Source organism: Micromonospora sp. HNM0581 (assembly GCF_012726175.1).
Lineage (GTDB): Bacteria > Actinomycetota > Actinomycetes > Mycobacteriales > Micromonosporaceae > Micromonospora.
On record NZ_JAASAD010000002.1, the window covers coordinates 217,753 to 232,048 of the forward strand.

The 14,296-nt window shown below is 71.6% G+C and carries 13 protein-coding genes; 11 read left to right on the forward strand and 2 right to left on the reverse strand.

Annotation, left to right across the window (positions count from 1 at the left end; all coding sequences use genetic code 11):
- Positions 1 to 64: 64 nt before the first annotated feature.
- The 11 genes from HCA58_RS03900 to HCA58_RS03950 all read left to right on the forward strand — a co-directional run bounded on the left by HCA58_RS03900 (position 65) and on the right by HCA58_RS03950 (position 11,392).
- Positions 65 to 865, forward strand: coding sequence for an SGNH/GDSL hydrolase family protein (locus HCA58_RS03900; protein ID WP_169596356.1), 801 nt, complete (start codon positions 65 to 67; stop codon positions 863 to 865).
- 162 nt (positions 866 to 1,027) lie between these two features.
- Positions 1,028 to 3,574 (forward strand): FtsK/SpoIIIE domain-containing protein, encoded by a 2,547-nt coding sequence (locus HCA58_RS03905; RefSeq protein WP_169596357.1) that lies wholly within the window; start codon positions 1,028 to 1,030, stop codon positions 3,572 to 3,574.
- A 3-nt stretch (positions 3,575 to 3,577) separates the two neighbouring features.
- Positions 3,578 to 4,558, forward strand: a complete 981-nt coding sequence (locus HCA58_RS23100) for a hypothetical protein (protein ID WP_205807504.1) — start codon at positions 3,578 to 3,580, stop codon at positions 4,556 to 4,558.
- Between the two features lie 244 nt (positions 4,559 to 4,802).
- The gene (locus HCA58_RS03915) at positions 4,803 to 5,066 is read left to right on the forward strand and encodes a DUF6244 family protein (RefSeq protein WP_169596358.1); all 264 of its coding nucleotides are present in this window, start codon (positions 4,803 to 4,805) and stop codon (positions 5,064 to 5,066) included.
- Between the two features lie 18 nt (positions 5,067 to 5,084).
- Positions 5,085 to 5,522 (forward strand): hypothetical protein, encoded by a 438-nt coding sequence (locus HCA58_RS03920; RefSeq protein ID WP_169596359.1) that lies wholly within the window; start codon positions 5,085 to 5,087, stop codon positions 5,520 to 5,522.
- Positions 5,523 to 5,733: 211 nt separating this feature from the next.
- Positions 5,734 to 6,537, forward strand: a complete 804-nt coding sequence (locus tag HCA58_RS03925) for a TerC family protein (RefSeq protein ID WP_169596360.1) — start codon at positions 5,734 to 5,736, stop codon at positions 6,535 to 6,537.
- 279 nt (positions 6,538 to 6,816) lie between these two features.
- Positions 6,817 to 7,182 (forward strand): YciI family protein, encoded by a 366-nt coding sequence (locus HCA58_RS03930; protein ID WP_169596361.1) that lies wholly within the window; start codon positions 6,817 to 6,819, stop codon positions 7,180 to 7,182.
- Positions 7,183 to 7,413: 231 nt separating this feature from the next.
- Positions 7,414 to 8,862 (forward strand): pyruvate kinase, encoded by a 1,449-nt coding sequence (gene pyk / locus HCA58_RS03935; RefSeq protein WP_169596362.1) that lies wholly within the window; start codon positions 7,414 to 7,416, stop codon positions 8,860 to 8,862.
- Positions 8,859 to 9,740, forward strand: a complete 882-nt coding sequence (locus tag HCA58_RS03940) for an acyl-CoA thioesterase II (RefSeq protein ID WP_169596363.1) — start codon at positions 8,859 to 8,861, stop codon at positions 9,738 to 9,740. Before pyk ends, HCA58_RS03940 begins: the two co-directional genes overlap by 4 nt.
- A 72-nt stretch (positions 9,741 to 9,812) precedes the next feature.
- Positions 9,813 to 10,274, forward strand: a complete 462-nt coding sequence (locus tag HCA58_RS03945) for an Rrf2 family transcriptional regulator (RefSeq protein ID WP_169596364.1) — start codon at positions 9,813 to 9,815, stop codon at positions 10,272 to 10,274.
- Between the two features lie 143 nt (positions 10,275 to 10,417).
- Positions 10,418 to 11,392, forward strand: coding sequence for a sulfite exporter TauE/SafE family protein (locus tag HCA58_RS03950; protein WP_169596365.1), 975 nt, complete (start codon positions 10,418 to 10,420; stop codon positions 11,390 to 11,392).
- 73 nt (positions 11,393 to 11,465) lie between these two features.
- On the opposite strand, the gene HCA58_RS03955 is transcribed toward HCA58_RS03950, so the two are convergent.
- Positions 11,466 to 12,779 carry a pyridoxal-dependent decarboxylase gene (locus tag HCA58_RS03955; protein ID WP_169596366.1) on the reverse strand — a complete coding sequence of 438 codons (1,314 nt, stop codon included), beginning with the start codon at positions 12,777 to 12,779 and terminating at the stop codon, positions 11,466 to 11,468.
- Between the two features lie 481 nt (positions 12,780 to 13,260).
- Complete coding sequence (locus HCA58_RS03960) at positions 13,261 to 14,265, reverse strand: LLM class flavin-dependent oxidoreductase (protein ID WP_346775860.1); 1,005 nt, start codon at positions 14,263 to 14,265, stop codon at positions 13,261 to 13,263.
- Positions 14,266 to 14,296: the final 31 nt, after the last annotated feature.

Sequence of the window (14,296 nt, forward strand, 5' to 3'; positions counted from 1 at the left end):
AGTAACAACCCTTGGCCACGCGCGCGGCTCTCGGGCTCCACCACCACCCCTGTGGAGGTCCGTCATGCCACACCGTCCACTGGCCCGCGCCCTGACCGCGCTGGTCGCCCTCCTCACCGCTGCCGTGGGTGCGCTCGCCGTCCCCGGCGTCGCCCAGGCCACCGCCCCGATCCACTATGTCGCGATGGGCGACTCGTACTCCTCCGGAGTCGGTGCCGGACCGTACGATCTGTCCACCTGCCTGCGCAGCCAGAAGTCGTACGCCCCGCTGTGGGCCGCCGCGAACAACGTGACCAGCTTCCGCTTCCCCGCCTGCGGTGGCGCGGTCACCGCCGACGTGCTCAACAACCAGCTCAGCTCGCTCGACGCCACCACCACCATGGTCACCATCACCATCGGTGGCAACGACGCCGGCTTCGCCGACGTGATGACGAGCTGTCGTTTCGGTAGCACCTCGACCTGCACCAACGCCGTCAACACCGCCAAGGCGTTCGCCACCGGCATGTTGCCGGCCCGGCTGGACCGAACCTACGCCGCGATCCGGGAACGGGCCCCCAACGCCCGGTTGATCGTGGTCGGCTACCCGCGGCTGTTCGAGACCGGGTACTGCGGACTGCTGGCGATGAGCAGCCACAAGCGCACCCTGCTCAACGAAGCCGCCGACGTCCTCGCCAGCGTGACAGCCGCCCGCGCCGCCGCGGCCGGGGCCACCTTCGCCGACACCCGACCCACCTTCGCCGGCCACGGCGTCTGCGGTGCCAGGCCATGGATCCGTGACGTCACCGGGGTCATCGAGGCGTACCACCCGAACGCCGACGGCTACCGCCACGGCTACCTACCAGCGCTCAACGCGGTCACCGGCTGACCGCACACTGCGGCCGACGGTCCGGTCCGGGCCGTCGGCCGCGGTGCGTCCGCATCCGTCCGGGGCGGCGGCTCGACACGTCCGCTTCGGACACGTGCCGGTGTCGCCGCCGTCCGTTAGGGTTTCTGCGACCAGGCGGCGCTCGGCGGTGAGGGGCAGGGTGTGAGCAGGCTCGCGTCGGCGTACGAGCAGGCGGTCGCCGCTCACCGGGCGGCCCGCGCCCACCTCGAATCCGCCCGTACCGCGCTACGGGCCACCACACCATCCGCCCCGGTGGTCGACACCGACCTGCTGACCCGGCTGGCCCGGGTCGGCGCGGAGCTGGCCACCCCCACACCGGGCACCCCACTGGCCCGCCGACCCGTCGCGGTACGCGTAGGTGACGCCGTCACCCCCGACGGTGGCTTTCCCGTCCTGGTGCCGCTGGGTGCCGGGCACCACATGGCTATCGACGGGGACGCCCGTCACCCGGTGATCGCCGGGCTGCTACGGGCCCTGGTGCTGCGGCTGCTGGCCGCCGCCGCACCCGGCGGCGTCCGGGTCGTCGCGCTGGACCCGGCTGCCCTCGGCGCCACCTTCGGTCCCCTGCGAACGCTGTTCGACTCCGGCGCCGTCGCTCCGCCGGCCACCACCGAGGCCGAGGTCACCATCCTGCTCGACACCGTCGAACAGCACGCCCGGGCCGCGCGGCAGGCCGACCGGCCAGACCAGGACCTGCTGGTGCTCGTCGCCGCGTCCGTCCCCGCACCCCGCGAGGCAGCCCGGCTGGCCGCGCTCACCCACGCCGGTCCGGCCGCCGCCGTCTGTGTGCTACTCGCCGGCTGGCCGCCGGCCGGGTCCGGGGAGTCGGCATCCCCGCTGGGTGCCACCACCATGCTGCGGCTGAGCGACGGCTACGCCTGGGTCGGCGATCCGCCCGGCATGCCGTTCAGCGCCGACGGCAGCGGACTGGCCGTGCCGGTGACCCTCGACGGCGACCCCCCGCCGACCTCCGTCGCCGCACTCGCCGCCCGTCTCGGCGAGGCGGCCCGGCGCGGCGAGGTGGTCGGCTTCGCCGACCTGCTGCCCCAGCGGCGCTGGAGCGTCTCCGCCCGGGCGGGCCTACGCACGGTGGTGGGCCGTGCCGGACGGGACCCGTTCGTCATGGGCTTCGACGACGCCACCCCGCACTGGCTGGTCGGTGGGCGTACGGGTGCCGGCAAGACGGTCTTCCTGCTCGACGTCCTGTACGCACTGGCCACCCGCTACTCGCCGGCCGAGTTGCAGCTTTACCTCCTCGACTTCAAGGAAGGGGTCAGCTTCACCGAGTTCGTGCAGACCGAACGCGACCCGTCGTGGTTGCCGCACGCCCGCGCCGTCGGCATCGAGAGCGACCGGGAGTACGGCGTGGCCGTGCTGCGCGAACTGCGCCGAGAACTGCACCGCCGGGCCACCGTCATGAAGCGGCACGGCGTCACCAAACTCGCCGACCTGCCTGCCGACACACCGGTGCCCCGGATCGTCGCCGTGATCGACGAGTTCCACGTGCTGCTCGCCGGCAACGACGCGCTCGCCCGCGAGGCGGTGGACCTGCTGGAGGAGTTGGCCCGCAAGGGCCGTTCGTACGGCGTACACCTGGTGCTGGCCAGCCAGAGCATGACGGGGATCGAGGCGCTCTACGGCCGCGCCGAGGCGGTCTTCGGGCAGTTCGCGCTGCGGGTGGCGTTGCCGGGTGGCGGGGGAGTGCTCGACCAGCTCAACGACGCCGCGACGACGCTGCCGGTGGGCGCGGCGGTGGTGAACACCGCCGCCGGTGCGCCCGGCGTCAACACCGTGATCCGCTTCCCCGACGCGCACGCCGCGACCGACGAGTTGACCCGGTTACGCCACGAGCTGTGGCAGGCCCGGCCGGCGGCGGCCCGCCCGCCGGCGGTTTTCCGTGGCTACGAGGGCGCCCGCGTCGACGACGACCCCACCTTCACCGGGTTGCGTCCCGGCGGCCGGCGTCCCCTGGCACTGGTCGGCCGGACGGTGGACGTGGACGGCACCACCGCCTTGTTCATCATGGACACCGCTCCCGGTCGGCACCTGGCCGTGGTCGGCACCTCACCTGCCGGAGCCGAGGTGCTGCGGGCGGCCACCCTCAGCCTGGCCCGACAGCATGCCGCTGGTGAGGCGGTGTTCGTGCTCGCCCCGCTGGTTGCCGCCGCCGACCCGGCCGCCGACGACACGGCGGCCACGTTGGCGACCGCCGGGCATCGGGTCGAGCGGCTCGACGCCGCTGACCTCCGTGACCGGATCGGCGCCCTCGCCACCGGTGTGGCGCAGCCGGGCGTGGTACCGCCAGTGCGCAGCTACCTGGTCGTGTTCGGGATGGACGCCGCCGCCGGCCCGCTCGGCGAGAGCGACCCGACGACGTTCCGCTCCGGCCACGACGACCTGCGGGTTCTGTTGCGCCAGGGGCCCGGGCACGGGGTGCACCTGCTCGGCTGGTGGCGCGGCCTGCGCCGGCTCGCCGACGACCTCGGCGGCACGCAGAACCGCGACGACGTCGCCTGCCTGGTCGCGCTGAACGTGCCCGGCGCCGACCTTGGTCTGCATCTCGGGGTGCACGACCTCGCGTACACCCCACGGGCGGATCGGGCGTTGCTGGTGGACCGGCACGACCAGCGGGTCCGGCTGATCGTGCCGTTCGCCCGTGACGGTCACCCCTCCGACGGGCAGGAGTGAGGCATGTCCACCTTCGACGAGTACGCGGCGCTGGCCCGCCACCTCGCCGTGCAGCTGCGCGCCGGGGAGCAGGGCGCCGCCGCCGAGGTCACCCGGCAGCGGGATCTGGGTGCGGCCGTGGAGTACCTCGACCGGCGGCTGACCGCCCAGAGGCAACGCCTCGACCATCTCGGCCGCACCATCGGCATCGCGCCGGCCGGTGCCGCGCCGAACGGCACCGCGCCGGCCGGTGCCATGCCGAACGGCACCGCGCCGGCCGGTGCCATGCCGAACGGCACCGCGCCGGCCGGTGCCATGCCGAACGGCACCGCGCCCGGTGGCTCGCCTTACGGTTCGCCCCCGACCGTGCCGCCGGTGTCGGGCCTGCCCGGTCGGCCGCCGAGTTCGCCCGGATACCCGGGCGGTGGGTGGGGACCGGGGACGGGGTCGGACGGCGGCGTAGCCGCCGCCCCGGGGCGGCCGGATGGCGGGGCGTACTCCCCGGTTGGTGTGGGACAGCCGGGCCCGGAGCTGCCGGCGGCGGTCAGCGCGACGGCGGCAGGGGTGCCGGCCCCTCGTGCGGTTGCGGCCGACCCGGCGACGGAGCTGGAGCTGGCCCGGCGGTGGGCCGACGAGGCGGACCGGCACGGACAGCAGGCCGAACTGCTCGCCCAGCGGCCGGCGCTGCTGCCGACGTGGTCGTCGCGGGGCCGAGCGGTCGCCGTCTACGCCGGTGCCGCCGGCATCGCCGTACTGTTGTTGCTGGTCCTGACGGTCGGTTGGAGCCTCGGCGTGGTCGGGTGGGGCACCCTGCTCGCCTTGATGCTCGCCGGCCTGCCCGCCACGGCGCTGATCGGCGGTTGGTTGGTGCTCGGCCGCTGGGGGCGGCCGGCGGTCGGCACCGTCAGCCCGCCGCGCCACCCGGTCCTGGGTTTCCTGATCTGCTTCCTCGCGGTTCCCCTCGCCTACTGCGGCTACCTGCTGCTCTTCCGCGGCCTCCGCTGACCCGGAGCGGTCGGGATTCGCGAACCGCCGCCGTGACGTCGACGGTGTGCGACACGGTGGTGGGCGTCGTGGCCCTGGCCCGGTGCCGTCATCGGCGAACTCGGGATGCGGTCGATGTCGCGGGACGGCAACAGGATCACGGTGGCCGGCGGGTCGACTGGTCGCGGCAGGTGGCCGGATCTCGTACCCTCCTGTGTGGTTGCCGCTCGTACATACCTGTGCGGTGTGATCGTGGGGAGGGCGTGTGAGCGCAGCGGAGATGATCGCCAGGCTGGCGGCGGCGGCGCAGAAGTTGGACGAGGCGAAGGCGAAGACGGCGGCAGCGGCGCAGGACGCGGCCGAGGCCCGTCAACTCGTGGCGGGCGCCCTGCAGGGTGTCGCCGCCGGGCCACTGATCAGCATGATCGACTCGTACCGTCAGGCGCTCGCGCAGGCCGCCCAGGGGCACGATCCCGCCCGGCAGCACGTCCAGGAGACGATCGCCAAGGTGCGCGCGCTCGGCAACTGACCGGATGAGGGCGGTGGGATGAACAGCGGTGAGGTGTGCGACGGCGCGGTGCTCGACGGTTTCCATGTCGGTCGGGTGCCGGCCGGTGTCGGCGACGAGACGTCGGACTTCGCTACCGAGTGGGACGACGTAAGCTTCGCCAGCCGGGTCTGGGAGCGGCAGACACCCGAGGGACACCGCGCGGATCTGCGGGTCCACGTGCTGCGCGGCGACCGGCTGGTCGACCTCACCGCGCTACGGGACTTCCTCTGCGAATATCACGAGCGTGACCCCGTGGGGTGGCACCTTCGCGAGTTCCAGCACGGATCCCGCGTCGGCCTGCACGACGAGGTGCAGGCGTTCTGGCTCGTCGAGCCAGGCGTCGCGGTCACCGTGCTGACCCTCCCGGAGTTCGGTGACGGGCTGCTGCCGTTCGCCCGGTCCATCCACACCGGCGACAGCGGCGCAGCGACGTGACGAGGACGGCCGGTCACCGCGGTCTGGGCCGATCAGGATGCTGTCGCGGATTGCGGTGTGTCGGGGCTTCCCGGCTTCCGCAAGGGCCGTGATGCTGTAACTCGGGCGGCTGGGGTTGTAGAGCGGATGGCAGCCGGGTAGGTCATCATGTGCAGATCAGCCGATGGTCCGGGTGCCGACCCGGCGGCCGTTCGTGGAAGTCGAGGATGGCATGGAGTTCCTGACCAGTCCCGAGCTGTGGATCGCGTTCGCGACCCTGCTCCTGCTGGAGATCGTGCTGGGCATCGACAACGTCGTGTTCATCTCGATCCTGTCCGGCCGGTTGCCTGAGCATCAGCAGGCCCGCGCCCGGACGATCGGCATCTCGCTCGCCCTGATCACCCGCCTGCTCCTGCTGGCGTCGTTGTCCTGGATCATCGGCCTGACCGCGCCGCTGTTCACCGTGCTGGGGCAGGAGATCTCCGGGCGTGACCTGATTCTTCTGCTCGGCGGGATTTTCCTGGTCGGCAAGGCGACGTACGAGATCCACGAGCATCTGGAGGGTTCCGATCACGGCCGCGAGAACGGCAAGGTGGTGTCCTTCGGCGCCGTGATCGCGCAGATCCTGGTGCTGGACGTGGTCTTCTCGCTCGATTCGGTGATCACCGCGGTCGGCATGGTCGACGAGCTCGCCATCATGATCGCCGCCGTGGTCATCGCGATGATCATCATGTTGGTGTCGGCCGGGGCGGTCAGCAGGTTCGTCAACCAGCACCCGACGGTCAAGATGTTGGCCCTGTCGTTCCTGCTGCTCATCGGAGCGAGTCTGATCGCGGAAAGCTTCGACCAGCACGTCCCGAAGGGCTACGTGTACGGCCCGATCGCCTTCTCGATCTTCGTGGAGTTCCTCAACCTACGGGTTCGGGCGCGGCAGCGTCGTCAGCAGGAGAGGCAGCCGGTGCAGTTGCACCCGACGTACGTGAAGCAACGTTCGAACCGTCCGGAGTCGGAGTCTGAGACGACGCCGGCCGGCTGACCCGCGCCGAACCTGACGCCGCACGCATCCGTCCGGTGCGTGCGGCGTCCGTCGTACGACGGGAGGGCTGGCAGTGTCACGGCGGGTCCGATCCGGTGCGGCGCCGGGTCAGCCGGTCGGACGGCTTCGGGCGCGGTCCGACCGGCTGGTCGGGCATCGGAGAACAGGAGGCGCGGGGAGGATCGGTGGAGTGCCCGTACGACCGGATCGTTCGTGGGAGGCTGGACGGTACCGCCGCGTGCACCGTCCAACGTCGGCGGGCGGTGTGGAGGGGTAGGCATGTCAGGGGAGCCGCAGGTCGACTTCGCGCTCGACACGTACGAGTGCATCGTGCTGTACCCGGGCGCCGCCGGCAGGGCGTTGCCGGCCGAGACCATCCAGCGGTTACAGGCCGAACATGCCCGGCACATGCAGGCGATGCAGCGGCGGGGCGTCATCCTCGTCGCCGGAGCGGTGGACGGCCAGGCCCGTGAACCGGACCCGCCGCTCGGGTTCGGTCTGGCCCGCACCGGGTCGGTCGACGATGTGCGTAGCGTGATGGAAGCCGACCCGGCGGTGCAGGCCGGCCTCTACCGGGTGGACGTGATGACCTTTCTTTGCCCGGCCGGCTCGCTGGAGTTTCCGCTGGTCAAGACGGAAAGCTGAACCAGTAGGTCCTGATCGGCACCGATTCGTCGACGGCTGTTGACCGGAGCGCCTCGCCGCGTCACGGCGCCGGGGCGTACGATTCCGGCGCGCGGTCGCTGTTGCCCGCCATCGACGTCCGGAGCGTCCCACGCTCACCGGCTGCGCGCCTGAGTCGCGCGCCGTTGGACACCAGTTCCCCGCTGCGCAAGGGGTCGGCCGGTGGTCCGATCCGGAGGAGAGACTAGCCTGATGGGCGTGACACGCCGCGCGAAGATCGTCTGTACTCTTGGCCCTGCCACCTCGTCGCCCGAGCGCATCCGTGGGCTCGTCGAAGCCGGCATGAACGTGGCGAGGCTCAACTTCAGTCACGGTAGCCACGCCGACCACGAGTCGGTCTACCGGCTCGTCCGGGAGGCGGCCGAGGCGGCGGGTCAGCCGGTGGCGATCCTGGCCGACCTCCAGGGGCCCAAGATCCGGCTGGGTCGGTTCGCCGACGGGCCGCACGAGTGGCGTACCGGCGACTCCGTGGTGATCACCGGTGACGACATCGTGGGTAGCAAGGAGCGGGTGTCCTGCACATACCGCAAGCTGCCCCAGGAGGTCAAGCCCGGTGACCGGCTGCTGATCGACGACGGTCGGGTCGCCGTCGAGGTCACCGACGTCACCGGCAACGACATTCGGGTGCTGGTCACCGAGGGTGGGCCGGTCAGCAACAACAAGGGTGTCTCGCTGCCCAACGTGGCGGTGAGCGTACCCGCCCTGTCGGAGAAGGACGCCGCTGACCTGCGCTTCGCGCTCGGCCTCGGTGTCGACCTGGTGGCCTTGTCCTTCGTCCGCTCCGCCGACGACATCAAGCTGTGCCACTCGATCATGAGTGAGGTCGGCGTGCACCGTCCGGTGCTCGCGAAGGTCGAGAAGCCGGAGGCGGTCGACCACCTGGAAGCGATCGTGCTGGCCTTCGACGGGGTCATGGTGGCCCGCGGCGACCTCGGCGTGGAACTGCCCCTCGACGAGGTGCCGTTGGTGCAGAAGCGCGCGGTGCAGTTGTGTCGGGAGAACGCCAAGCCGGTCATCGTGGCCACCCAGATGCTCGACTCCATGATCGAGAATTCGCGGCCGACCCGTGCCGAGGCATCCGACGTGGCTAACGCGGTCCTCGACGGTGCCGATGCCGTGATGCTCTCCGGCGAGACGAGCGTCGGCAAGTATCCGGTGCTCACGGTCAGCACCATGTCCAAGATCGTCAGCACCACCGAGGCCGGATCCATCCTGGTGCCCCGCCTTCAGCACGATCCACGCACGCACGGCGGTGCGCTCACCGTGGCGGCCTCGTCGATCGCCCGGGCCATCGGCGCCAAGGCGCTCGTCGCGTTCTCCCAGACCGGTGACACCGTGCGCCGACTCAGCCGACTGCACTGCGACCTGCCGCTGCTTGCCTTCACCCCGGTGCCCGAGGTGCGGGCGCAGCTCGCCCTCTCCTGGGGGGTGGAGACCTTCCTGATGCCGTTCGTGCAGCACACCGACGACATGTTCCGCCAGGTCGACCAGGCGCTGCTCGGGCTGAACCGGGGCAACCCCGGCGACTACGTGGTGATCGTGGCGGGCAGCCCACCCGGCAGCCCGGGCTCGACGAACACGCTGCGGGTGCACCAGCTCGGCTCGCTCGTCGACGCCGCCACCGCGCGGGCCCTGCAGTGACCGACGGCGTCCTTGTCGGTCAGGCCGCCGTCGACCATCTGCTGGAAGTGCTGGACCTGGCTCCGACCGGCGCCATGTCGTTTCGGGGAATGAGTCCGCCGGTCGGCCCGCAACGGGTGTACGGCGGCCAGGTCGCCGGTCAGGCCCTGGTGGCCGCCGGCCGCACCGTCGATCCGGAGCGGGTGGTCCACTCTCTGCACGGCTACTTCGTGCGTGCCGGTGATCCGGTCGAGTCGATCGAGTACGAGGTGGAGAACGTCCGCGACGGCCGCTCGTTCTCGGTGCGCCGATCGGTCGCGCTTCAGCACGGCGAGCCCATCTTCTTCATGTCCGCCTCGTTCCAGCGGCCGGAGGAAGGGCTCGATCATCACGCCCCCGTCCCGCCGGACGTGCCCGGGCCCGAGTCGGTGCCGACGATGAGCGACCGGCTGTCCCGGTACCCGGAGCGGCTGGGTATCTGGGGGCAGATTCCCCGGCCGATCGACGTACGCTACGTCGGTGAACCCGGGTGGGTGCGCCCCGGGGACCGTCCGGCGGACCCGCACCAGCGGGTGTGGATGCGTATCGACGGCAAGTTGCCCGATGATCCGTTGCTGCATGCCTGCGCCCTGACCTACGCGTCAGACCTGACCCTGCTCGACTCGGTGCTCTCGGTGCACGGCGAGGTGTGGGGACCGGGTGGCGTGGTCGGCGCGAGCCTGGACCATGCCCTGTGGTTCCATCGGCCGTTCCGGGCCGACGAGTGGTTCCTCTACGACTGCTGGAGTCCGTCGGCCTCCGGAGCGCGGGGGCTGGCGACCGGCCGCATGTTCACCCTGTCCGGCAGTCAGATCGCCAGCGCCGTGCAGGAGGGCCTGCTGCGCCGCGTCGGCGACTAAGGCGGTTGCCGGGATTGCGTTCAGTGGGCCGCCTGGTTAACGCCCGGGTACGGGACGGTTAACCTGTCCGGCATGCGTCTCTCAGCCCGGGTGGATTATGCCCTTCGCGCGGTTGCCGAACTGGCCTCGGTGACCGGGGTGGGGCGAGGTCGCCCGGTCACCGCCGACCAGATCGCACGGGCGCAACAGATTCCGCCGAAGTTCCTGGAGAGCATCCTGCTGCAACTGCGTCGTGCCGGGGTGGTGCAGGCTCAGCGCGGGCCGGAGGGCGGCTACTGGTTGGCCCGGCCGGCTGAGGAGATCTGCCTGGCCGAGGTGATCCGGGCGATCGACGGGCCGCTGGCCCACATCCGCGGCCAGCGGCCAGAACATCTCGGTTACCAGGGTGCAGCCCGTGCGTTGCAGGAGGTCTGGATCGCCCTGCGGGCCAGCGAACGGCAGATCCTCGAACTGGTCACCGTCGCCGACGTGGCCCGGGGTGATCTGCCGGAGCCGGTCAGCGAACTGGTTGCCGACCCGGGAGCCTGGAGCTGACGGCACCTGGTGCCGGTTCCGTCGTTGCGCCCGGCCGTGGCGCGGCTGTCGTCTCACTGACTGATCGTGGGCTTGACCGGAGGGCGACCGATGCCGCATTCTCGACCAAGTCGATAGGAGATGCCGCTTAATCGGGAGGCGTCGTGCGCAAGCTGCTCGTGATCGCGCTGGTGGGGCTCGCCGCGCAACTGGTCGATGGTTCCCTCGGCATGGCGTACGGGTTGACCTCCTCCACGCTGCTGCTCCTGGCCGGCGTCGCACCGGCAGCCGCCTCCGCCTCGGTGCACCTGGCCGAGATCGGCACCACCCTCGCCGCAGGCACGGCGCACTGGCGGTTCGGCAACGTCGACTGGCGGGTGGTGCGCCGTATCGCGTTGCCCGGCGCGCTCGGCGCGTTCGCCGGTGCCACCTTCCTCAGTGCGCTGTCCACCGAGTCGGCCGCACCATGGATGGCCGCGATCCTGTTCACGCTCGGCGCGTACCTGCTCATCCGGTTTTCCCGGCCGCTGCGCCGGAACCCGGCCGCAGGCCGACTGCGCGGGCGTTTCCTCGGCCCGCTCGGCCTCGTCGCCGGCTTCGTCGACGCCACCGGCGGTGGCGGATGGGGGCCGGTGGCCACCCCGGCGCTGCTGGTCAGCGGCCGGATGGAGCCGCGCAAGGTGATCGGCTCGGTGGACACCTCGGAGTTCGTCGTGGCGTCCGCTGCCAGCCTCGGCTTCCTGATCGGTCTGGGCACCGAGGGCTTCCTGCTGCCGATCGTGCTCGCGCTGCTCGCCGGTGGCCTGATCGCCGCTCCGGTAGCGGCCTGGCTGGTGCGTATCGTGCCGGCCCAACTGCTCGGCGCGGCGGTCGGCGGCGTGATCGTCCTGACGAACGCCCGGGTCCTGATCCGCACGGTGGACCTCGGTGGCTCCCTGCCGGTGATCGTCTACCTGATGCTGGGCGCCGGATGGATCGCTGCCCTGACGCTTGCGGTTCGGGTGTTGCTGCGTACCCGCCGCGAGCGGGCCCTCGCCGCCGCCCTTGCGACGGACGACCTGCCGCCGACCTCCGCACCGGCCGACGTCCCGGTCGAGTCGGTGGGGGCGGGCGTGGCCGCCGGCACTGATCCCCGCTGACCACGAGGTGGTTGTCCCTGACGCGCCGGGTGGACGGCCACGATCCCGCGATCGACGCAGTTGCCGTGGGGGATCACGTCTCTCGGCGTACGGCTGCCGCGCCCGCTGAGATCAGCGTCCACGCCTCGTCGACATGTGCCCGAGTGGTCTGCGGGGCGCCGACGGACAGCCGCAGGGTGTGTCGTCCGTCGACCCGGGTGTGGGTCAGGTAGACCCGGCCGGAGGCGTTCACCGCCGCCAACAGCCGCTCGTTCGGTTCGTCCGGGCCGCGCAGCCGGAAACAGACGAGCGCGTACGGGTGCTCGGCGACCAGCTCGAACCGCTCGTCGGCGCGGACCCGCGCGGCGAACCCGGCGGCCAGCGACACCCCTGCACGGATGTGCTCGCGCAGTCCCTCGACGCCGTACCAACGCAGCACGAACCACAGTTTCAGGGCGCGGAACCGCCGGCCCAGCGGCACCTGCCAGTCCCGGTAGTCGATCACCGCACCGGATTCGCTCGCCGCGTTGCGCAGGTACTCCGGCAGCACCGTCAACGCCTCGACCAGTTCACCGGCGTCAGCCACCCAGAACGCGTCGCAGTCGAAGCCGGTGAGCAGCCACTTGTGCGGATCGAAACAGTACGAGTCGGCGTACTCCAGGCCCGCGTGGCCGAACCGCAGCTCCGGGCAGACCGCCGCCGCGCCCGCGTACGCGGCGTCGACGTGCAGGAAGACACCGTGCTCGGCGCAGACCGGGCCGATCTCCGGCAGCGGGTCCACCGCCGTGGTGGACGTGGTGCCGACGGTGGCCACCACCAGGGCGGGGACCACCCCGGCAGCCCGGTCCGCCTCGATCGCGGCACGCAGTGCCACCGGCGACATCGCCCGGGTCACCGGATCCGCCTCGATCAGGCGTACTCCGTCGGCACCCAGTCCCGCGATCCGGGCGGCCTTCTCCACCGACGAGTGTGCCTCCGTCGAGGCGTACACCCGGTAGCGGCGGTCCACGCCGACCTGGCGCCACCGCCCGTCGGCGGCGCGGTGCAGCGCGACCAGGGTGGCCACCAGGGTGGCTGAGGAGGCCGAGTCCTGGATGACGCCGCCGCCGCTGCCGGCGGAGCGGAACCGGGCCGGCAGGTCCAGTAGGTCGGCGAGCCAGTCGAGCAGTGCCGTCTCCAACTCGGTGCAGGCTGGCCCGGTGGCCCAGAGCATGCCCTGTACGCCCAGCCCGGCACTCACCAGGTCGCCGAGCACGCTCGGGCCCGAGGTGTTGGCCGGGAAGAAGCCGAAGAAGCCTGGATGCTGCCAGTGGGTGAGCCCGGGCGTGACCAGTTTGTTCAGGTCGGCGAGGACTGCCTCGATCGGCTCACCTCGGGCGGGTGGCCCGGCCGGCAGCCGTGCGGCCACCGCACCGGGCGGCCCTGCTCGCCGCGGCCACTGCCACTGCGGTAGTTGCCGCCGGCGTGTTGACCACCCTCACCGCCTCGGTCGCCGCCGCCGGCTGTCGCGTCGGCTACCGCGTCACCAACCGCCGCACCCGAGCTTTTTCCTTGGCGACGGCATGACCACGCCACCCACTCCCGGTATCCACCTACGTTGATCGGCGGACCGACCAAGCGGTAGACAGTTGACCGGCGCACCGACCAAGCGGTAGACAGAGGAAAAGGCACCGGGCCGCAATCGCGGAATCCGCACAACTGCGGCCCGGTGCCCCACACCGCGGCACCCCCGACCCGTCCCGACCGAGGAGTGCCGTACCACCACCGGATACCAAGCTAGGCGGGCTCCGCGTCGCGAGGGTGACGCTGCCGTGAAGATCGTGTTTCGCGATGCCCGGAGGTGCTGTGACCTGGGCCACCGTGCTCCCGGTCCGTCGCGGTCCACCGCGTCAGCGCCGTAGGCCGCCGGCCACCTCGGTCGCGATCAACTCGAACGAACGCATCCGGTCGGCGACGTCGTACACGAACGAGGTCAACATCAGCTCGTCCGCGCCGGTGCTGGCCAGCAGCTCGTCCAACTGCCGGCGTACCGTCTGCGGTGAACCGCTCGCCTGACCCTGCCGACGTTGTGCCAGGAACTCCCGCTCGAGATCGGTGTACGGGTACGCCGCCGCCTCTTCTGGTGTCGCGAGGGGCTCCGGCCGCCCCGACCGCAACCGCAGGAACGACAACCCGGCCGGCCCGGCCAGCCACTCGGCATGCTCGTCGGACTCCGCACACACCGCGTTCACCGCAACCATCGCGTACGGCCGCTCCAGCCAGCGCGACGGGCGGAAACTCTGCCGGTACAGCGCCAGCGCCGGCAACGTGCTCCGTGCGCTGAAGTGATGCGCGAAGGAGAACGGCAGGCCGAGCGCGCCAGCCAACTGGGCACTGAACCCGCTCGAACCCAACAACCACACCGCCGGGCGCTGCCCACGCCCCGGGTTCGCGGTGATCCGACCCGTCGCCGTCTCGTCGAAGTACCCCATCAGATCCTTCAGTTCCTGGGGGAAACCCTCGGCCGACAGGCCCTCCATCGTCCGGCGCAGCGCCAACGCGGTCACCTGATCGGTGCCCGGAGCACGGCCGATGCCCAGGTCGATGCGCCCCGGATGCAGCGCTTCCAGGGTGCCGAACTGCTCGGCTACCACCAGCGGCGCGTGGTTGGGCAGCATCACCCCACCCGAACCGAGCCGGATGTCGGTGGTGTGTGCGGCCAGGTGCGCGATGAGCACCGCCGGCGCCGAGGACGCGATAGCCGGCATGTTGTGGTGCTCGGCCACCCAGAACCGGTGGTAGCCCAGCTCGTCGGTGCGCCGCGCCAGCTCGGTGGTGTGCCGCAACGCCTCACCGGCGCAGGCACCGGCGGCAACGGGGGCGAGGTCGAGGACAGACAACGGAACGTCGATCACACGGCTTCCCAACCCGGTGTACGCCGGTTCT